The sequence below is a fragment of the Flavobacterium noncentrifugens genome, assembly GCF_900100375.1.
Lineage (GTDB): Bacteria > Bacteroidota > Bacteroidia > Flavobacteriales > Flavobacteriaceae > Flavobacterium > Flavobacterium noncentrifugens.
The window spans coordinates 821,832-843,369 of record NZ_FNEZ01000002.1 but is presented as its reverse complement, the minus strand read 5'-3'; the positions used below and the strand labels follow the sequence as shown (position 1 = coordinate 843,369).

General features: G+C 40.7%; 17 protein-coding genes. 4 read left to right on the top strand and 13 right to left on the bottom strand.

The window, feature by feature from the left end; translation table 11 throughout:
• Positions 1-16 precede the first annotated feature (16 nt).
• Positions 17-1,237: a glycoside hydrolase family 26 protein gene (locus tag BLS32_RS08515; protein WP_091394050.1), complete on the top strand. Its 1,221-nt coding sequence runs from the start codon at positions 17-19 to the stop codon at positions 1,235-1,237.
• Between the two features lie 12 nt (positions 1,238-1,249).
• On the top strand, positions 1,250-2,539 hold the full coding sequence (locus tag BLS32_RS08510; RefSeq protein ID WP_091394047.1) for a glycoside hydrolase 5 family protein: 1,290 nt from the start codon (positions 1,250-1,252) through the stop codon (positions 2,537-2,539).
• 100 nt (positions 2,540-2,639) lie between these two features.
• On the opposite strand, the gene bglX is transcribed toward BLS32_RS08510, so the two are convergent.
• From bglX to BLS32_RS08480, 6 genes are all read right to left on the bottom strand, one after another.
• Positions 2,640-4,916 carry a beta-glucosidase BglX gene (bglX, locus tag BLS32_RS08505; protein WP_091394044.1) on the bottom strand — a complete coding sequence of 759 codons (2,277 nt, stop codon included), beginning with the start codon at positions 4,914-4,916 and terminating at the stop codon, positions 2,640-2,642.
• 48 nt (positions 4,917-4,964) lie between these two features.
• Positions 4,965-6,341, bottom strand: a complete 1,377-nt coding sequence (locus BLS32_RS08500) for a sialate O-acetylesterase (RefSeq protein ID WP_091394041.1) — start codon at positions 6,339-6,341, stop codon at positions 4,965-4,967.
• Positions 6,331-7,407: an SGNH/GDSL hydrolase family protein gene (locus BLS32_RS08495; protein ID WP_245699370.1), complete on the bottom strand. Its 1,077-nt coding sequence runs from the start codon at positions 7,405-7,407 to the stop codon at positions 6,331-6,333. Before BLS32_RS08495 ends, BLS32_RS08500 begins: the two co-directional genes overlap by 11 nt.
• 273 nt (positions 7,408-7,680) lie before the next feature.
• On the bottom strand, positions 7,681-8,121 hold the full coding sequence (locus BLS32_RS08490) for a hypothetical protein (protein ID WP_139171715.1): 441 nt from the start codon (positions 8,119-8,121) through the stop codon (positions 7,681-7,683).
• 108 nt (positions 8,122-8,229) lie between these two features.
• Entirely contained in the window at positions 8,230-8,442 is a 213-nt protein-coding gene (locus tag BLS32_RS08485) for a hypothetical protein (RefSeq protein ID WP_091394034.1), read from the bottom strand.
• Positions 8,443-8,449: 7 nt separating this feature from the next.
• Positions 8,450-11,788 (bottom strand): T9SS type A sorting domain-containing protein, encoded by a 3,339-nt coding sequence (locus BLS32_RS08480; protein ID WP_170227551.1) that lies wholly within the window; start codon positions 11,786-11,788, stop codon positions 8,450-8,452.
• A 534-nt stretch (positions 11,789-12,322) separates the two neighbouring features.
• On the opposite strand from BLS32_RS08480, the gene BLS32_RS08475 reads away from it, so the two are divergent.
• Complete coding sequence (locus tag BLS32_RS08475; protein ID WP_091394028.1) at positions 12,323-12,604, top strand: hypothetical protein; 282 nt, start codon at positions 12,323-12,325, stop codon at positions 12,602-12,604.
• On the opposite strand, the gene BLS32_RS08470 is transcribed toward BLS32_RS08475, so the two are convergent.
• Complete coding sequence (locus BLS32_RS08470) at positions 12,601-13,890, bottom strand: MFS transporter (RefSeq protein ID WP_091394024.1); 1,290 nt, start codon at positions 13,888-13,890, stop codon at positions 12,601-12,603. The genes BLS32_RS08475 and BLS32_RS08470 overlap by 4 nt on opposite strands.
• A 162-nt stretch (positions 13,891-14,052) precedes the next feature.
• Between BLS32_RS08470 and BLS32_RS08465 the strand changes: the two genes are divergently transcribed.
• Positions 14,053-14,634 (top strand): pentapeptide repeat-containing protein, encoded by a 582-nt coding sequence (locus tag BLS32_RS08465; protein ID WP_091394021.1) that lies wholly within the window; start codon positions 14,053-14,055, stop codon positions 14,632-14,634.
• Here BLS32_RS08465 and BLS32_RS08460 read toward each other — a convergent pair.
• The 6 genes from BLS32_RS08460 to BLS32_RS08435 form a co-directional block, all read right to left on the bottom strand.
• Positions 14,617-15,120, bottom strand: a complete 504-nt coding sequence (locus BLS32_RS08460; RefSeq protein WP_091394018.1) for a GNAT family N-acetyltransferase — start codon at positions 15,118-15,120, stop codon at positions 14,617-14,619. The genes BLS32_RS08465 and BLS32_RS08460 overlap by 18 nt on opposite strands.
• 2 nt (positions 15,121-15,122) lie before the next feature.
• Positions 15,123-16,913 carry an ATP-binding protein gene (locus tag BLS32_RS08455; protein WP_091394016.1) on the bottom strand — a complete coding sequence of 597 codons (1,791 nt, stop codon included), beginning with the start codon at positions 16,911-16,913 and terminating at the stop codon, positions 15,123-15,125.
• Positions 16,914-16,925: 12 nt separating this feature from the next.
• Complete coding sequence (locus BLS32_RS08450) at positions 16,926-17,378, bottom strand: response regulator (protein ID WP_091394013.1); 453 nt, start codon at positions 17,376-17,378, stop codon at positions 16,926-16,928.
• A 23-nt stretch (positions 17,379-17,401) separates the two neighbouring features.
• Positions 17,402-17,965, bottom strand: a complete 564-nt coding sequence (locus BLS32_RS08445) for a helix-turn-helix domain-containing protein (RefSeq protein WP_091394010.1) — start codon at positions 17,963-17,965, stop codon at positions 17,402-17,404.
• Between the two features lie 191 nt (positions 17,966-18,156).
• Positions 18,157-18,750: a MiaE family protein gene (miaE, locus tag BLS32_RS08440; protein ID WP_091394007.1), complete on the bottom strand. Its 594-nt coding sequence runs from the start codon at positions 18,748-18,750 to the stop codon at positions 18,157-18,159.
• Positions 18,751-19,048: 298 nt separating this feature from the next.
• Positions 19,049-21,499: an outer membrane beta-barrel protein gene (locus tag BLS32_RS08435; protein WP_091394004.1), complete on the bottom strand. Its 2,451-nt coding sequence runs from the start codon at positions 21,497-21,499 to the stop codon at positions 19,049-19,051.
• Positions 21,500-21,538: the final 39 nt, after the last annotated feature.

Here is a 21,538-nt window from a genome sequence, read left to right as displayed (position 1 = left end):
ATTAAAGATTATCCGGATGAAAAAGCTTTCCTATTTTGTTTTGCTGGTTTTATTTTATGGAAGCGGCTGCTCTTCAGAAGATCAAAAACCTGAAGAAAACCCAACAATTGCGCCTGAAGAGGAAAGTGTATTGACTCCGCAAAACGTCCGTACTTATATTTCCGATCCCAATGCCACTGATGAAACCGTCGCATTGTTTTACAATCTGATCAAACTGTCGAAAACTGGTTTTGCTGTTGGCCAACAGGATGCTTTTAATGCTTTTTACCAAAACAACAGCGGCGATTCAGATATCAAAAAAACGACCGGAAATGATCCTGCTTTGTTGGGTTCCGATTTTATGTTTATCACCGATAAAAACAATACCGGAGAAGCATCAAACTGGTTCCATCAACAGGAAATCATCATTACAAATGATGTGAAAGAAGCTTACAGCAAAGGCATGATCAACATTTTCTGCTGGCATTTGCGCGAGCCAAACCATGAAGAAAGTTTCTATGCATCGGATATGACCGACACAGAAAAAGCAACTGCTTTTAGAAGCCTATTACCCGGCGGCGCGAATCACGATTGGTTTAAATTGAAACTTGATAAAGTAGCTTTAGTACTGAATGCGCTTAAAGATGCAAACAACAAATCGATCCCAGTCATTTTCAGGCCTTTTCACGAGTTTGACGGAAGCTGGTTTTGGTGGGGCGCCAATTATTGCACGCCTGAAGAATACAAAACAGCCTACCGGTTTACCGTGGATTATCTGAAAAACACTAAAAACGTTCACAACGTACTCTATGCTTTTTCTCCCGACAATTCGTATGCAACCGAAGCAAATTACCTAAGCCGCTATCCCGGCGATAGATATGTAGATGTTTTGGGAATGGACAATTACGGCGACCTGAACAATCAGGGATCGGCTGGTGCCGGGCGCGCCAATGCCAAGCTCAAGATACTTTCGGATCTTGCCAATGCCCGGATTAAAATTGCCGCACTAACCGAAACAGGTTACCAGGTTACAGTTTCAAACCCTGTGATTCCGAATTGGTTTTCCGATTATTTGTACACCACAATGACCGGAAACAATATCAACCTGGCTTTTGTAATGTTTTGGAACAACAGCAACAACGGTTATTATGTTCCAACACCATCATCATCTAACGCTGCAGATTTCATTCAGTTTGCAAACAAGCAAAAATCATTGCTTCAAAACGAATTGCCTGATCTTTACCACATCGGAAACTAAAAACTTACTATTATGAAAATACCTCTGCTAAGTATTGCGGTAGCAGCCGTTATACTGAACGTTGCCGACGGTTATGCCCAAAAGAAAACCTATATCAAAGTAGAAGGAACGCATTTTGTAAAAGATGGCAAACCGTATACTTACATCGGTACAAATTATTGGTACGGTGCGTTATTGGCCTCCAAAAAATACGGAGACAGGGAACGGTTGTTGCGCGAACTCGACCTGATGAAAAGCAACGGAATCGACAACCTCAGAATTCTCGCCGGGGCCGATGGCGGCACTTACGATTACACCGTTTCCCCGGCTTTGCAAACTGCCCAGGGAAAATATGATGTGGAATTGTTTGACGGACTAGATTTCCTACTTTCACAAATGGAAAAACGCAACATGTATGCGGTTTTATACCTGACGAACAATTGGGAATGGTCGGGCGGCATGTCGCAATATTTAGAATGGAACGGTTACGGAAAAATCCCGAACCCAAACATCAAGCCCAACACCTGGCCGCAATTCATGGATTTTACTAAACAATTTTACAGTTGCGATCCGTGCAAAACCGGATTTGAAAACCACATTCGTTATGTTTTAGGCCGTACAAATGCCTACACCAAAAAGAAATATACCGAAGACCCTGCAATTATGGCGTGGCAGCTTGCCAACGAACCGCGCATATTTTCCGTTGATAATGAGGCTGCATTTACCGAATGGCTCAACAAAACAGTAGTGTTTATTCACAAACTTGATAAAAACCACTTGGTTTCTACCGGATCTGAAGGCAAAGCAGGTTCGAATGACGATCTGGAAACTTTTGCCCGAACGCACAACAACCCCGGAATCGATTATTTAACGATGCACATTTGGCCAAAAAACTGGGGCTGGTTCAAAGCAGAAGATGCTGAAAACACCTTGCCGATCGCCGAAAGCAAAGCGCTTGAGTACATTAATGGACACGTTGCCGTCGCCAAAAAATTAGGAAAACCAATCGTGATCGAAGAATTTGGATTGCCGCGGGCAAATGAAAGTCTGCTACCCGGAACTTCTACAGCAAGCCGCGATGCATTTTACGAAGTGTTCTTTAAAAGATTGGCCGAAAGCAAAAAGGCTGGCGAAACATTGGCCGGAATTAATTTTTGGGGATTTGGAGGCGAAGGAAAAGCGGTCAATCCAACAGGAAAATGGAACAAAGGCGATGCGCCGACTACCGATCCGCCGCAGGAACCGCAAGGCTTGAATAGTGTTTTTTCAACTGATGCTTCCACGCTGAAACTAATTAAGCAATACAACAACCAACTGCAATAAACCGAAAAAGGCTGCCCATAATCCGGCAGCCTTTTTTCACAAATAAACAAACTTCTCTTTCTTGCTTTTTTGAGTCTTCCAACTCTGAGTCGATCGACAATTAGTTAAGTTGGAAACTACTTTCAAGCCCTTTATCAGAACTTCCTCCAACCATGATTTTAAACATGCCCGGCTCAACTAAATAATTCCCTTCGTTGTCATAAAAGCCCAGTTCTTTATCGGTCAGCGTGAATGTGATGGTCTTACTTTCTCCTTTTTTAAGGCTTGCCAATTCAAAACCTTTGAGTTCTTTTACCGGACGTGCAAGACTTGCGGATTGGTCGTGAATGTACAATTGCACCACTTCTTTTCCGTCAAAATTTCCTGAATTGGTCACTACAACTGATACTTTTATCGCTTCGCCTTTTGCATAAATTGCCTTGGATACTTCAAGATTTTTATATTCGAAAGTGGTGTAACTTAATCCAAATCCGAACGGAAATAATGGCGTTTTTTCTACGTCTGAATAATGCGACCAAAATACATTTTTATCGCTGTCAACCGGGCGGCCTGTGCTGTAATTGTTGTAATAGATCGGCACCTGCCCGACATTTCTCGGAAACGAAACCGGTAACTTTCCTGACGGATTGTAATCGCCATAAAGTACTTCTGCGACTGCATTTCCCGTTTGGGTTCCCAAATGCCACGCTTCAACGATCGCCGGAATATTGGCTGCAGCCCAAGGCAATGCCAAAGGACGGCCATTGTTAAGTACCAAAACTATGTTTTTATTCACTTTATAAACTGCCTCAAGCAATTCCTGCTGGTTTCCCGGAAGGTCAAGATTCGTACGGCTGCGCCCTTCGCCGCTTTGAAAGCCGTTTTCGCCGAGCACCATTACAACCACATCTGCTGTTGCAGCTGCTTTTTTTGCCGCTTCAAATCCGCTTTCATCCGTTGTATTGAAAACCAATTCTTCGGTAAATGACGTTTTTCCAATCGTAAGATCGGTTCCTTTTTCGTATGCCAATGCAGGATCATATTTTTGCATGCCTTCGAGAACGGAAACTGCGGTATTGTCATCGGAAGCGATGCGCCAGCTTCCGAGTGGGCTGTTTTTATCTGCAGCCAATGCGCCGATAAGCACTACTTTTTGTCCTTTCTTTTTCAACGGCAACAATCCGCCATCATTTTTGAGCAGGACAATTGATTTTTTCGCCATATCCAGAACCGCATCGTTATTGGCTTTGCTGCCAATGGTTTTTTCATGTGCTTCATCGCAATATTTGTATGGATTGTCGAAAAGGCCCAGTTCAAATTTGACCCTTAAAATCCGGCGGACTGCATCATCAACCAAAGATTCTTTTACTTTGCCTTCTTTGACCAATTTAGCAAGTTCTGCGACATACAAATGCGATTCCATATCCATGTCCGAACCTGCGTTTACTGCTTTCATCGTAGCTTCTGCCCCATTTGCGGCATAGCCGTGTGCGATCATTTCGCGCACCGAAGCCCAATCAGAAACGACAAATCCGTCAAATCTCCATTTTCCTTTTAAAATGTCCCGTTGCAGGAAGGCATTGCCCGTTGCCGGGATTCCGTTTAGGATGTTGAACGAATTCATCAGCGTTTTTACACCTGCATCGACTGCTGCTTTAAACGGTGGCAAAACGACGTTGAACAAAGTCGAATTGCTGATGTCTACCGTATTGTAATCGCGCCCGGATTCGGCAAAACCATAAGCGGCAAAATGCTTCGCACAGGCTGCAATTTTGTTATTTCCTGAAAAATTATCGCCTTGAAAACCTTTAATTCTTGCTGTGGCGATTTTACTGCCGAGATATGGATCTTCACCTGCGCCTTCCATCATCCGGCCCCAGCGCGCATCCCTTGAAATGTCTACGTTTGGCCCGAAAGTCCAGTTGATCCCTGCGGCAGAGGCTTCATCCGCTGCAACGGACGCTGAATTTTTAATCGCGTCCATATCCCAGCTCGCGGCTTCTGCGAGCGGAATCGGACTTAAAGTTTTATAACCGTGGATGACGTCAAAACCAATAATTAGCGGAATGCCCAAACGTGTTTCCTCAACGGCGATTTTCTGTACGGCGCGCACTTCTTTAACACCGCGAACCGTAAGCATCGAACCTACCCAGCCTTTTCGAAGGTTTTCATATTTAAGTTCGGCATTTCCGCCTTTTGGCGCCGGCCCGGTTACATCCCAGAATCCGTTGTATTGATTCATTTGCCCGACTTTTTCCTCGAGCGTCATTTCCTTCATCAACAGGCTGATGCGTTCCTCAATTGGTTTTTTCGCATCGAGATGTTGTTTTTTCTGTGCATTCATATTGGCAAGGCTTAGTACGGTAAAAATTCCCGTAATCAGGTATTTATGGTTCATGGTTTGGTTTAATTTAAGTCAAAAATAGAAAGTCGAAAGACTTTGCAGTTATTCGGAGACGAAAGTCGAAGCCGGCAATTGTGCCGCATTAAATAAATCCGGCTGCGCATCGTTTTTCCAGGCGTAACGCACTTTTACGGGTTTTTTGACCTTATCGGATTTTACGATTATCGTATTGTTTTTGATTTCGGCTTTGGCGGGAAAATAGCCATTGTCTGCTCCGGCGATTTCGAAAAAGTTTGACGTTTTATTTTTAAAATGAAGGCCATCGGCGTAAGCAAAGTGAATGATAATGTTGTCTTTTTTTATACTTATTTTTTCATAGACCGGACCGAAAGCTTCCCCTGTTTTTATTCCGTATGTCTTGTCCAATGCCAGGTTTGCGAGCCTGACGCCAACCGATTTTTTATCTTTCGGATGGATGTCATCGGTTGTAGAAATATCTCCGGTAACCACCATTGCCGTATTTTTTACATCCATCGAAACCTTTCGCTGCGCGTTCCGGATTACTGCTCCGCCATCATGTTGATAACCGTCGTTAAAAGGAGCGATCTGTACGAAATAAAATGGAAAATCATCATTCCACAATGCCCTCCAGGAATTGATCAGGCTTGAAAATGTGAGTTCATAAACAGTCGAACCCACATTAGATTCGCCCTGATACCAGATTGTTCCTGCAATGCGGAATTGTACCAATGGATAGATCATCGCATTAAATGCACGCCCAGGCTGTTTCGGGCCCCAAATGTCTTCTTTTTGTTTTGTGGCAGCAGCAAGCAGGATCGGGTCATTTTGTACCAATGCTTCGGGCATCCAGATTTCAGCAGGTGATCCGCCCCAGCTTGACGATAGCAATCCAACAGGAATTCCGTTTAATTTTTCCTGGAGTTGCAGCGCAAAAAAATATCCGACAGCACTGAAATTTTTCATACTTTCTGGCGTACATGCTTCCCAGTTTCCTTTGAGATCGTTTTGCGGCGTGGTAGCGGTAAGTTTTGGAACCGTAAAAAAACGGATGTTTGGATGGTTGGCCCGTTTGGCTTCTTTCTCCCCATTTTTGATGCCCCAGTTGGGTGTCATTTCCATATTAGACTGTCCGGAACACAGCCAGACTTCACCAATTAGAATGTCTTTTAAAATGACTTCGTTGTATCCTTTAAACGAAATTGCAAATGGACCGCCGGCATCAGGCGTTTCTACGACCACTTCCCATATTGCCTGGCTGTTTGTTTTTATTACATATTCCTTTTGGTTCCAGCCGATGGTGATCTTAATTTCTTCATTTGGATTGGCCCAGCCCCAAAGTTTTACGCCTGTGTTGCGTTGCAGCACCATGTGGTCTGATAATACAGAGGGAAGCGTAATGTTTGCAAAGCCTTTTATCGAAAGTAAAAATGCAAATAAAAATCCTAATTTATTTTTCATCAAGCAGTTTTTTTAGGTAAGGGTGGAGTTGGTCGGCCATGATTTTATCATCTGCAATATCGGGATGAAAACCGCAACCATTGGGCTGCATCGGTTTGAATTCGAATATCGAGATGGGTTTGTGCTGCGTATCATTCGCAAAAGCGGCGGCAACTTCCTTGAGGCATTTTACCAGCAAGGTGTTGCGATCACCAGAAACCATTGGGCTATTCATCAATACAATCCTTGTTTGTGGCGATTGTTTGTAAACGGTATGGATAAAAGCAATGTATGCTTTGGTAAATTTAGCGGCATCAAAAGGCAGTCTCGGTTTGATTTTATCGCCTTCAGAAAGGTCATTTGTTCCCAGGCAAATGGTTACAATATCCGGATTGAAAGTAGAATTATATTTTTTGGATGCATCAAGATTTAGGTACAAATTGTCATAAACATCGGGAAGTACCGGCTGTTCGGTGTGCTCATCATTCCAGTTTCGGTAAATTCCGTATCCCGAAACTGAACTCAGTAACATCCTGGCCTGAAGACCGCGTGCTGTAACCGGCCCGTAAGAGAAATAGGCATTGTGCTGGTCAAACCATTGCCCGGTATTGCATGGAATTTCAAGATCATTGCCCATGCCGCAGGTGATTGAATCTCCTATAAATTCAATTTTCTTACTGGTAACTAAATCCATCGGAAGTAATTTTTCTGCGGTTGCGCTAGAAAATGCTACATTTCCGTTGGCTGCTTCAGTAGCCTTAAATATTTTTAAAGTATGGATGCCGGCAGTAGCTGTGACAATATAGTTTGCCGCAATACTCTCAATTCGTTGCCTGCGCAGGTATTTTCCGTCGAGTTCGAAAACTATAAAGTTATAATGATCCCAGGTGTCGATTGCCTGCAAAGACAAGCTACATGAATTCCCATTAAATTTAAATCCAACCCACGATGCAGAACCGATGAGAATTATTTGGTCGTTTGTTATTTCAGTACGCCCTTCAATCGTATATATACCGGTTTTCGATGCGCTTGCAATTGCACACACAAAAGAAAACAGCATCAACGGCAGGTATTTGTGCTTGCCCATTCTTTAATTTTTAAGGTAAAGATAGTCAAGCCTTTTAAAAACAATAGATACAAAATCATCAAATAACGCTACAAATCCTTCATAACTTTTAGGTCTTTAATGAAATTTGCGGTATTTTTTATGAATAAATGCAAGATGGGAAGTTTTGCTAGATGGTAAATTTCTTTAAATGTTGCCTAAAATGATTTGAGAATTTCAAACAAAAAAGCCCTTACAAACGTGTAAAGGCTTTTTCGCTTTATCCATTCCCCAACGAATAAATATCTTTATTTTTTATCCATGGTTAAGATATAATTTCCAGTTGCTGCTCATTTCAATGATGCGCTGTTTTTTTCCTTTTCCGACAAGTGTGGAATCGATTTCTAAATGGCGATGGGTCTTATTTTCAAATACCTCAACAAAGGTTTTGATAATGTCTTCTTTTGATTCTTCTTCCATCGGGTTTAAATGTTTTCCTCTTACATTCAGGCTTACATAAACACAATCTTCATACGCAGTTGTTTGATCATCTTCTAGCGGCAAACCTGCCAGGCCCGGATTGTAGCCAATATATTCAATACTCACATCTTGAGTGAGCAGAATGTGAAGAACCGTATCTATGACACTTTGTTTAAACTGCTCCCTGCTGTTTTCTGGAGGCGATTCAATTGAGCCGCAAATCTTTACTTTAAGTGTTGTTGTATCGTTAGTTTCCATAGCTGTAGTTTCTTCCAAATTGACGAATTTTACAGCTATTTTACATTATACGATTTGCAAAAATGGTTGTATGATATGCATAGTTTCCAAAAAAAAACCTCCAGATCTGGAGGTTTTAAATATGAACTATGATACTTGTCTTTTTCTAAGTTTCAGTATTGCAATGCAGGCGCCTGCAATTAAACCTGTATATAAATACCCATCAATTGGTGCAGCCGGCTGATCGTCAACATCAGGATCAAATCCTTCTTGAGCCATTACTGGCTGAATCCCCAATACCATCAGTAAAAAAGCCAGCATGAATAGGTTCTTTTTCATATGATTTTTTCTCTTTTTCATGCAATCTTTATTTTATAATTAATTTTTCAATCGTTGTGTTTCTACCATTTGAAATATGTACCATATAAATACCGCTTTGCAAAGTATTTTTCGGTTGTACTTTCAAAATTCCGTTTTCAGAAGCTCCTGTTGTGCTATAAACGGTTTGTCCCAATGTATTGACTAATTTCACATTTACTGCTCCATCGGTACCTGTTGGAAGTTTTACAAAGAATTTATCTGAAGCTGGGTTCGGATATATTTTCAATGCATTTGCAAAAGCGTTCTCAGAAGTGGCAAGCAAGTTTTCAAATACAATGTCAAAACGATTGGCAGCAATACTTTCTGCAACTGCATTGTCAACAGTAAACGGAACCGTTGTTTCTGAATCATTTGTCAATGCTGTTCTGGTATTGGTCAATTTGTCCAATAAATAAGCATTAACATTTGAAATCCCGTTAACGGCAACCTTATAAACGTAACTTGTCGTTCTGTATTGTGTTTGTGAAATCGGGATGATATCTAATGCAACCGGCAAAGCCCTGCTTTCATAACTTAATATTTTCCCACTATTCATCAATCCGATATTCTCATCCTGATTGGTTGGTTTGATCGCATCGAAAGCATCAACCTCATTCGTGTAATTTTCATCAAAACGAACTACAAAAGCATCTGCAGCCACTCCATTTGCTGCAAGAACAGTACTGTCATATAATGTAAACACCATATTAGCCGGATTTTCTTCAGCTTTGAATATTGTTGCTGTAGCTATTGCCGTATGCTTGTGCGACTCTTTGAATGTCAATGTCGGCGCACCGGCAGTAGCAGTCTGAATAAAGCAAGCTTGTCCTGGCTGAAGGTATTTATCTGCTACAGATCCAGAGAAATTGTTGCTTCCGGCAGGTAAAGTGACTGTAACATAAGCTCCTTTTGTATTTCTTGTCGGATCCCAAACGTAATAGAAATTTTTATTCAGTAATGATGAAGCATCAGTCATTACGGCAGCCATGTCAACAGGCGCCTGATATGGATTTCCAATAAGGCTGAAACCGCTTGCATTTTGGTTTAAATCAGTCACCACAACATCACCCGTTTTAATTGTACCTGTCGTACGCAAAGTCGTTACCGATGAAGGCGAATTGTTTAATGCTTGATTTACTGTACGGTCACCACGTACCAAAATACGGTAAGGAACACCAGCAACCATTGGTACATTTGTACTTGTTGATGCGAACCAACTTGTGCCTGCCGCAGGGTTTTGATTCAAAAAGGTGTATAATGACGGATTGTTACTGCCTGAAACGTCAAATCCATTCGTTGCACCACCAGCACCAGTAATATCAGTACCAAGCCCTACAGGATCGATAGTCGGCGCGCCTTCTTGCCAGTTTGAGCGAATTGTTTCTCCTGTAGTTGGAGAAGACAAGAAGCGGAAAGCCCTTCTTGAAGGAATAAATCTCTCAATAGTCAAATTACCGCTAATAGTACCAGTTACGGGAGCAATCATTGCTGTTGTATTGATATTACTTTTTAAAGTAAGGTGATTTCCTGTTGCAAATGTTCCAGCTGTAAGAGTAAGAACACCTGTTAGATCGTTATTACCTAACATCGTCACTCCTGCCGTGTTGTTTATAATAAGATTCTTAATTGTATTGCCCTGGAAGGCATTTGAAGGAATCGTCTGTGCAGATGTGCCCAAAAATGCAATTGTTCCGTTTACCGTATTTATCACCCCTGAATTATTGATAGCTCCTGCAATATCCAAAACACCGGTATCATTAACAGTAACACTAGCACCACTTGCTACAATAAGGTCTTTACAAATACCAGTAACAGACGAAAGCAATGGATAAACTGTACCTACAACCGGAATATTTGCACTGATTGTAGTACTTGGAACTACACTGCAAGTCCAGTTGCTCGCCGTATTCCAGTCAGAATTTGTAGCTCCAGTCCAGGTTGTAGATGTTGCTGTAATTGATGTCAGACTTGCAGTATTGCTTGTTACATTACCACCAACATTGCTTACAACTGCAGTATAGTCTGCAAGATCAGACAAAGCTACATTTGTAATTGTATAGGAAGTTGAAGTTGCTCCCGGAATATTTGTTCCGTTTTTCTTCCATTGGTAAGACAATCCGTCTCCCGTTGCAGCCACTGTGAAAGTCACATTCGTCCCTGCATTGGTACAAACCGCCTGAGAGACAGGATGTGTGGTAATTACCGGAATGATTGTAATAGCATTAGCATTGTAAGAATAGAAGGGAACATCATTGTCTCCGCCTGAATACACTTTAAATTTTGTAACAAAACTTGCATTTGCAGTGGTAATACCAAAGTCTGAAAGATTTAAACCTATCATACGGATGTCACGCGTAGCAGCACCTGCAGCACCATTCCCGCTCGGAGGAACTGTTGCATAAGACTGTCCGGAAGCCAGGGTAAATAAATCTACTTTATAGGTTCCAATGGCTGCGATGGTTTTAAATCCTGTATTGACTACATTTCCAACAACGTTCCCGCTGGCATCTGTAAACATATAATAATCGACTGTAGTTGCTGTCGAAGGATCTGCAATTTGTGCCAAAACGATATCCGGTTCGGTGTCAGCTATTTTAGAAGTAACGATTCCATTAATACTAAACTCAAAATTAGCGCCTGTAGACACATTTGTAAGTCCGGTTCCAATATCAAGGCCTTTAATTCCATCTGTGAGCACATCTTTTACCCTAAGGTTAATAATGGTGCTCGCAAGATAATTTGTTGTACCCGCGCTGCCGTCAATAGTGTTTGCCATAGCTAAAAAGCTGCTTGCTGAAGTTGATCCGGGAACGGTTGTAAAAGGAAAAGCGCGAAAATCTCCGGCGGTATAAGTGACGCGTGTATTTAAATTAGCATCTGCAGCACCTGTCGAATAAACGGTAGTAACGCTACCGGCAAGAACACCAAAAGCGAGAAGGTTATGCCTTGTATCAGGCTGATTTGCTGGGGTAGCACTTGTAGTTGTTGATGACCAGTAACCCGAAGCTCCATAGTCTGTGATAATCCGGTTCAGCGCTGATGCATTTGCTACGGCAGTATTTGTTGCCATTGTAATGGCAGGGCCTGTGGCCGTTCCAGTTGCCCTTGTAACCGTTACAGCTCCCGATGTCGTAGCAAAAGCAGTAATCGTTGTATTGTTTACTATAGTAAAACTGGCTGCCGCAGTACCTCCAAATTTCACAGAAGTAGTCGTCAAGAAGTTTGTACCTGTTATAGTGATGGTAGTACGTGTACTCACGTTCGTTGGAGAGACAGCTGTAATTGTCGGAACCTGCGCAAAAGCATCAGCCGAAAACAGCAATGCAAAAAAGACGATACACAACATATTGCCCGCCAACTTTTTACGCAAAAAAAGTAAATTTGTTATCATAGGATTAAATTGGTTTTAAGATTAAACATTCTTGTAGGTTTAAATTTATTTTAGGTGTTATAGATTTGGATAAAAATTGTAGTTCGTCGCTTAAATATTTATAAAGCGGTGATACCCAACTCCATTTTTCCATGCAAATAAAGTAATTATTTCTTGAAAAAACTAATGATTCCCGATGAATAACCTGCAAATCCGTCCTACAATCAACTTCCTCAATGTTTTTTAAATATTTGTAGGAATTGTTGATAAAGTCAAACTCAATCAAAATAAACTATTCGCCTTCAAAAAAATATAAACATATAACCATACGCATTTATAGCATTTTTAGTTTGATTATTTGTGATTTGTTTAAATGCTCAAAGTTATCTTACTAATAACTGATTCAAAAATAGTTGTACCATCAACATATCTAATAGAATTTTAACTAAATCAATCCAAAAAAATAAACCTAAAAGCGTACATTTGTTTTTCCCTAAATCAACTCTCACAATGAAAAATTTCCCTTACAAAGGCAATCCAGAAATGGTGTTGTCTTCTGACAATCCTTTTACATCAAACCTATTCCCTACTTCATTTCAGGAACAATTGCTCCAGGTTTATTGGGTTAAAAAAGATCTTGAGAACATTTTGCATCTCAATACCGAAAATATAAGTGACGATTTAACCGATGTTTCCCAATTGCTTGCTATCGTCGAAGCACAAATTATCCGCATCTTAAAATTGGCAGCAAAAAACGATGCTGAACTTCTTGAATATTGGGGATTTCGTTAACCTTCGTTTTTCTTTTCGTCTTCGTCAAACGTAAAATTTCGCAATTGTGGCGCCCTGAAATAAGTTGTCACGACCACACCAAGGGTAATGCAGCCTCCGGCAACAACGGCTTTTACAGTTCCAAGCCAGTGCGCCATCAACCCGCTTTCGAAATCGCCAAGCTCGTTTGATGAACTCACGAACATCGTATTGACTGCCGATACACGTCCGCGCATGTGATCCGGGGTAACCAATTGCAAAATCGTACTTCTGATGACAACGCTTACGGCATCAAACATTCCTGATAAAAGCAGCATGAAAAACGACAGGTAAAAATTTGTCGAAATCCCGAAAATAATGATCGTCAAAGCAAAACATCCGACAGAAATAAATAATTTCCTTCCGGGTCTGGTTTTCAAGGGTAAAAAAGCCAGCAATCCCAGAGTCAGCAGCGCGCCAATTCCAGGCGCCGACCTCAAAATCCCAAAGCCCATTTCATTAACGTGCAGGATTTCTTTCTGATACACCGGCAGCAATGCGACCGCACCGCCAAACAATACCGAAAACATATCAAGGCTTAGCGCCGATAAAAGTGCAGGCGTTTTCCATACGAATTTTAATCCTTCGGTAACGCTCTGCAAAACGGGTTCCTTTTCTTTTTTCATGATCGGCTTTACGCCAATGGACAAAATCGGGATCAATAACAACAGTTCAATCCCCAAAACAGCACCCAATCCCGCAGGAATGCCGTGCCAGGCAATCAGGAAACCAGCAACTAGCGGCCCAACGACAGATCCTGCCTGCCACGCCATGCTGCTCCAGCTGGTAGCATTTGGATACAGCGGTCTCGGCACGACCAATCCGAATAATGAAAACATCGAAGGCGCATAAAACGAGCGTAAAATCCCGCCAAGAAAAACAAAGAAATACACCAAATGCACGATATCATAAACATCGAGATGCGATTCGGTTACCGGCAAGGCCAGAAAAAGCAGGCCTCCGCCAATAAAAATATAGGCCAACACACAAAGCAATACCATTTTCCGCTTTTCGTTCTGATCGACGACATGTCCGGAAAAAAAGGAGCAGCAAATCGCCGGAATCACTTCAGAAAGCCCAACCAAACCCAGCGCCAGCTTGTCATTCGTAATATGGTATACCCAATAATAGATGATTGTAGATTGCATGTTGAGCGCAAAGATCAGCCCGAAACGCAGCGACAGATAAGTCTGGAATTCCCTGATTTTTAAAGATGGATTTTTCCCGAAGAAGCCTGTCGGTGGCGGAAGAGGATTTTCTGTATCCATAGATAGAACGGTATTTTTAGAAGTCGGCCTGGAAAAATTCCGAGTGTAAATTTAACGGTTTGGTTTTATTTTTCCGACTTAAAATGCAGCTTTAAATCAACATTAACAAGCTGCGAAAAGTTGGCATTTCCCAGCCCGAAATTTTGTTACTTTGTAAAACCCATGAGAACAGTCCCCGAATATTTCGCAGAAACCATTTACGATGCCATTATTTATGGTGAATCCGACGCCAATTTTAAGGAATTTGAAGGCTGCACATTCAACGGTTGCGATTTTAGCGCCTGCACTTTTTTAGCCGTGACTTTTATCGATTGCATTTTTAATGACTGCAATTTCAGCGGAGCTAAAATCAATTTTGTCGCTTTCAGGACGGTGACTTTTAACTATTGTCAGATTCGGGAAGTGAATTTTGCCATGTGCGACAAACTCATTTTCGAAATTCATTTCAACAACTGCAATCTCGATTTGTCAAAATTTTATACGCTAAAAATTAAAGGAACTACTTTTAAAGATTGCAGCATGGTCGCAGTCGATTTCATGAGCACCGATTTGACCGGAGTTTTATTCGACAATTGCGATCTGTACCGAAGTGAATTTGGAAAAGCAATCGCCAACAAAGCCGATTTCTTCACGAGCCGCAATTATACGATCGACCCTGAAAAAACAAAAATTAAAAAGGCCGTTTTTTCAAAAGCAGAAGTCAAAGGTTTGCTTTTCAAACACGATTTAGTACTTTCCCAGTAGCGGTTTTTCCATGATGTAATCTTCCATAAGGTAACCGTGATCAAGCTTCACATCTTCTTCGGCAACAATTTCAAAACCCAGTTTTTTGTAAAAAAATTGCGCGTTATTGTATCGGTTTACGTTTAATGAAAGCTTTTCAGATTTTGTTTCATTGGCCAAAGCTTCTACACAATCGATCAGCAATTTCCCAATTCCTTTTCCTTGCGTTTCAGGAAGAATGTAAATTTTATGGATGCGTGTAATCGGTCTTTCCTGGTATTGATGTTCGTATGAAAGGAACGCCAATGCTTCTTTATTTTCTTTTACCAGCAGGAAATGATGGTTTTTTTCGTTAGCATTTATCTGAAGGGCTTCCGCCGAATAAAACAATTCCAGCATGTAATTGAGCTGGGCCTTTGAAAGTATTGATCCGTAAGTCAGCGGCCAGGTTTTATGCGCAATGTCTCGGATGGTTTCGTAATCGTTTGTTTCAGCAATGACAATCATTTTTAACTATTTTTCGGAAGGTAAATAAAGAATTTCGTGCCTTCACCAGGAGCTGATTTTGCTTTGATGAAACCGTTGTGGTTTTCAATGATCTTTTTGCAGATGGCAAGCCCGAGCCCGGTTCCGGTATATTTCGAATCGGTTTCGAGGCGCTGGAAGAGCATGAAAATCCTTTCGGCATATTCCTGTTTGAATCCGATTCCGTTATCTGAAACTACAATTTTATAGCATTTTTTATCCGATATGGAAATGTCTTCATACTGATCGCTGCCATTGATTTTTTCTCCTGTAATGCTGATTTTCGGAACAACATTTTCCTTACTGTATTTCAATGAATTGCTGATCAGATTGATGAAAAGCTGCTCCATCTGAAACGGGATAGCCTGGATTACCGGAAGATTTTTAACCGTAATCTTCGCTTGTTTCTCCTCAATATTCTGGGATAAATCGGCCTGAACCTGATCGAGGATTTTTTCAAGGCTGGTTTTCACAAACACTTTATCGCCTTTGATCGTTCGCGTATAATTTACCAAGTCGATCATCAAAGTCTGCATTCTGTTTGCCGCAAGGTTGATCTTCGAGAAATATTCTTTCCCCTGATCCGAAAGCACATGGGCTTCTTTTTCATGCAACCTTGAAATAAACATCTGGATCTTGCGCATCGGTTCCTGCAAATCGTGGCTTACGATATTATTGAACGATTCGAGTTCGCTGTTGATCGCTTTGAGGTGTTTGTTGCTTTCTTCGAGTTCGAGCGTTTTCTGGTATTGTTCGGTAATGTCATAATTCACGCCAACTTTAACCAAATTACCAAGGCTGTTTCGCATAAAACTTCCAACCGACCTAATGTATCTGATCTCGCCACTTTTCAAAACGTAACGCAACATGATATTGGTGGATTGATGGTCAATCAGCGATTGTTTGTGTGTTTTCAGTACATATTCTGCATCATCGGGATGGATAAAATTCATTGCATTTTCGAGATTGGACTGAAATTCCTGCGGTTCCACGCCCATCAACCTGTAGTAATTATCTGAAAACGTATATTTCTGGGTATCCAAATTGTATTTCCAATGCCCGAAACCTGCAATTTTCTCGGCATTGTTGAAAGAATGGTTCAGGAATTTGAGTTCGTCGTTGGTTTTTTTAAGTTCATGGATGTCAACGCGCATTTTGTTGAAGGACAACAGCAAAATCAGCAGCGATAAAAGAACGAGCAAAAAGGCGCTTACGATCGAATCTTCGAGTTCAAACTGGTGGTTGTCGTTGAGTTTCTTGAGCTTTTGGGATTCGGTATTGATGCGTTTATAAACGAAAGCGCGCATCTGATTCGTGAAATTCGTGCTTTTGAGCAGCGCTTCATTAAGTTCGTTCCTATCGAAATTGTTACTTTTTGCAATGGTCAGGGTTTCACGAAAAAGCTTAAACCGGTGATCAAACATACGCTGCAAGCTGTCCAAATCTTTATTTACGATTGGATTATCAGAAGTAAGCAATTTTAATTTTTTGATATTAAGCGCAATTTCTCCGCGGCTTAGGAAACGGTCTTTAAGATAAACATCGTCTTTTGTGATGATGTAACTGCGAAGGCTTGTCTCGTAATTGCTGATGATCGACAGCAGTTTTTCGAGTTCAAGCTGCGTTTGGTTTGAAGTGGCGATCAGTTCTACCGAAGCATCGAGGCTTTTCATCTTCGAACAAAACACCGAAGCAATGTAGCCAATCACGACAATCGCGATGACCAATGCTATTTTGAAGATTTGGGTGCTTTTATAAAGCTTCGGAAATTTCATTATTTTCAACCATTAAATACTAAAGAAAAAAGTTTCTTTATTAAGTCCGGAAGAATGGAATTGCCAGTTAATGTTAACGACATCTTTTATCACTTTCTTCAGTTTTGAAAAGTCGTTTGGTTTTTTAATGTAAATGTTTGCACCGCCAACAAAAGTTTCCTCAATGTCTTTTTCAGACGAAGAAGTCGAATAAATCGCAATCGAAATATCCTTAAACCTGCTGTTTGCCCTGATTTCCTTTAAACAGTCGAACCCTGTTTTGCAAGGCATATTCAAATCGAGGAAAAGAATGTGCGGCAGCCTGGAATCTGGTTTTTCGAGATAATCCATCAGGTCTTTTCCGTCTTTGAACGTTGTGACCCGGTTTTCCATCTTAAGCTCAGTAATGGCTTCAGAGAAAAAGTTGCGGTCATCTTCATCATCATCCGCGAGGAATATTTGAATCGGATCTTTGTGTGTAATCATGGGTGGGGTTATTTTTGTCTTTTTTATTCAACCTGGTTTACGAGCAAACGGCGCTTGTCGATGATCCTCTTGAACATGGAGGGTGTCAGTCCGGTTACTTTTTTGAACTGGCTCGATAAGTGGGCAACGCTGCTGTAATTGAGTTTGTATGAGATTTCTGTTAATGTTAATTCTTCTTCAACAATGAGTTTCTTGGCACGCTCGATCTTCTGGATGATAATAAAATTCTCAATGGAAGTAAACGTGTATTCCGAGAAAATATTCGCAATGTATCCATAACTAAAATTCAGTTTTTCAGATAAATAATGCGAAATTGTCGTTGTTGGCAATTTGTCTTTTTCATAAACCATTTCCACGATTGCATCTTTAATGCGCTGGATCAGTTGGCTTTTCTGGTTGTTGAGGATGAAAATCCCGTATTTGTTAAGTGATTCTTGAAGCTCGGCAAAAGTTTCTTCCGTAACTTCTTCACTAATCTCGATTTCTCCAAGATCCAAAAGCTGGTATTTTACTTCCAGCCGTTCCAATTGTTCCTGCAAAATGACCCTGCAGGCTACAATACCGTCATATTTTATGTAAAGCTTCATTAAAAGGCAAATTATAAATGTTCTACAATAATTGTATAAATATACTCGAAAATTTATATATGCGTAAAAATATTTGACGATTATTCAACAAAAATAAACGGTCAGTAGATGTAATTCAGCGTAAAAAGCTGATTTTTAACCAATATCATTGCTTTCATAAATGATTTTATGAATCTTAAAATTTGCTTAAATTATCCATGGATGGTTTCGCTCTTGCCATAATTCTCGATGATCGATGCTTCAAAATCGAGCCATTCGCGCCAACGTTTTTCCACGTCAATTCCGTGTCCGTATTTGCGTGCATACGTAATAAAAGTAGTATAATGCCCGGCTTCACTTTCCATGAGTTCGCGGTAAAATGCTGATAATTCTTCGTCCTGAATGTTTTCTGAAAGCACTTTAAAACGTTCACAGCTTCTTGCTTCAATCATCGCAGAGAACAGCAGTCTTTCTACGAATCCCGACACACGGCTTCCGGTGTTGCTGCGTTTCATGTATTGGGCGAGTTCACCAACATATTCGTCTTTGCGCTCGCGGCCGAGTTTCAATCCGCGTTTTTTGATAATCTCGTGAACCATTTCAAAATGCTCGATTTCTTCTTTGGCCAAAGCCAGCATATCGGTTACCAGATCCGGGTATTCCGAATTAATCGTAATGATCGTGATCGCATTCGAAGCTGCTTTTTGTTCGCACCAGGCATGATCCGTCAGGATTTCTTCAATGTTTTTTTCAACGATATTGACCCAGCGCGGATCGGTTGGCAATTGCAGGCGTAATACTGACATAAGATTTGAATTTTGAAATGAAAAAACCGATTGCAAATTTACACTTTTTTAAAAGGCATACGGCTCAAATTATTCAGTGCCAAAATATTTTTTTATTGTGAGGTAGTTGTAAATTTTCTTATTCAATATATTTTGCAACAATAATGTATTCGCATTAACCTTAAATGATTTCGATGTAGGTTATAAATAAATAAACCCTTAAAAAAAATCAAACCATTAAGGGATTAAGAAAATTAAGCAAGGCGCAACGCTTAATTTTCTTAATCCCTTAATGGTAAAATTTCAAAAAAAATTTAGTTTAATTTTTCACTCGGTTCTGTTCGCTTTCCGCACCGCTTCGTTCCTGGCTGTTTTTCGATTCAAAACTTTTACCGAAACTGTACGTAAAAGTCAGTGCGCCAAAACGTGTATCGCCGCGGTTGTCATAATCGGCATATGTGTTTTTAAGGTTGTTGATCACGCCGCTGTTGATATTCGTATAAAAAATATCATTTATGCCAAGCCTGAGACTTCCCTGACCTTTTAAGATTTTCTTCTGGATCGTAAAATTCACCGTGCCTTTCGGGTCTGTCGTCACCTGACCAGATTCGACGCTTGAAATGTACCTGCCAAACAATTCTGCCGACCAATCTTTCCCAAATTTAAACTTGTTGTTGACCAATACAAAAAAGAAAGTACCGTTTGTATTGAGTTCTTCCGTATACAATTTGCTTTTGTAACTCAGGTTCGTAACTTCTGAATATACGTTTGCCGAATACCATTTTGTAATTTCAAATTCTGATTCGGCATTAATGCTCCAGGTTTGGCTTTTGCCAATGTTTCCCGGACGGCTGTAATAAATGCCGTTGTTGATCTCGATGGTTTCGTCAATATTGTCTTTTGTATGTCCGTAAGTCAGCGTCGTACTGAACAAACTTTTATATCGGTATGACAATTCGAAGTTATTCGAAAAAGACGGATTCAAATACGGGTTTCCCGCATAAAATGTGAATTTATCAAGTGGACTCAAAAAAGGATTCAAATCCTGGTAATATGGCCGGTCAATCCTTCTTCCAAAAGAAAAAACAACCTGTTTATTAGCTAATGAGTCGAGTTTGTACATCGCATAAAATGTCGGAAACAAATTCGTATAATCTTTCTTAAAAACCGAAGCTTCCTTCATGATATTCCCAAGCTGGTTGCCTTTTGAAACTGTATTTTCCAAACGCAAACCCGACTGAAATGAAAACCTTCCAAAGCTTTTACTGAAATTCACATACACCGCATTGATCATTTCATCATACTTAAAATGGTTGCTGCTGTCGTAATTCGGAATCGAAACATCGCCAAAAACATTAGCGTAACCAGCAACATTATCAGTTTTGGAATAACTGATTTTATAACCCGCGTCAATCGTACCTTCCTTTTTCAACGGATTGCTGTAATCCATTTTAAAGGCATAAATATTGATTTTTGACGGCAGTTTTCCGGTCGATTCATCGCTGCTGCTGAGCGAATTATCGGGCTGATAAATGTAATTTCTGTAACGTTGATCGGTATTGTCAGAATACGTCAGGAAATCCAGATCTGCTGAAAATTTTCGCCCAATCGTGTCAAAATCATGGCTGAAATTCAGATTTACTCCGCCATTTTTGAATTTCTTTTTTTCCTTATTATCCGCAATAATTGTCGAATCTAAAATCGCAGCAGCATTCGTCAACCGGCTGCTTCCATCAGATTTGTCCGTTCCATTTTTCGCCAATCCCGTAAAACTGATGCCCCAAGTGGTTTTCTCCGAAGCATAATAATCCAGCCCGATTTTTCCATTTGCCGTATTCACCGTATTGTCCATGTGCGTGTTTTGGTGAAACAGCGCTTTCGTACTTTGATCTTCGTTTTTATAATTCCGGAAAATGTACAAATCGGTTAAAAATTGCTGGGTCGCATAATTTGCATTTCCATAAATCCTGATCTTATCATTCTTGTAATTCAGGTTCAGTCCGTTGCGCGTATGCGTTGCTTTTCCCTGTGAAAGCCGCGACGAATAACTGCCGTTAAAACCTTTCGATTTGCTTTTTTTGGTTTTGATGTTGATGACTCCGGCATTTCCTGCAGCTTCATATTTCGCAGGCGGATTGGTCATGAATTCGATCTGCGAAATCGTGCTTGCAGGCAACGATTTCAGATAGGCTTCCAGTTCAGAACCTGATAAATAGGTAGGTTTGTCATCAATGAAAACCACCACGCCGGTTTTGCCTTTAAACGTAATCGTACCGTTTTGGTCGACTGTAATTCCGGGAGATTTTTCAAGGACATCCATCGCATCCGAACCTGCATTTGAAATCATCGCATCTACATTCACAACGGTCTTATCGAGTTTCCGTTCTACAAAAGGTTTCTTTTTGGTCACCGTTACTTCATCAAGCTTGTAGATTTCCGAAGCAATTAGAACAACCTCAGCCAATTTGATTTCAGGCTTTCCAGCAGAAATGGAAATGGTTTGCGATTGAAAAGTTTTGTAACCCGGATTTTCAACAACGATCAGATACTCATTTGCCCCGAGCGATTCAAACGAAAAACTGCCGTTGGCTTCAGATATTTCGGTTTTGATAAGCGAATTGTCATTTGCCCTGAGCAAGGAAACCAAAACCGATTCCAGTGGCTTTTTATCTGAAGAAGTTAACTTTCCTGTGATTTTTCCGGTCTGCGCCGATAAGATTCCCGATTGCAAAATTAGCAGCAGGAAAATGGCTTTTAAGATTTTTTTCATGTGATTGATGTTCGTTTTTGATTGATGATTGAAAGCACA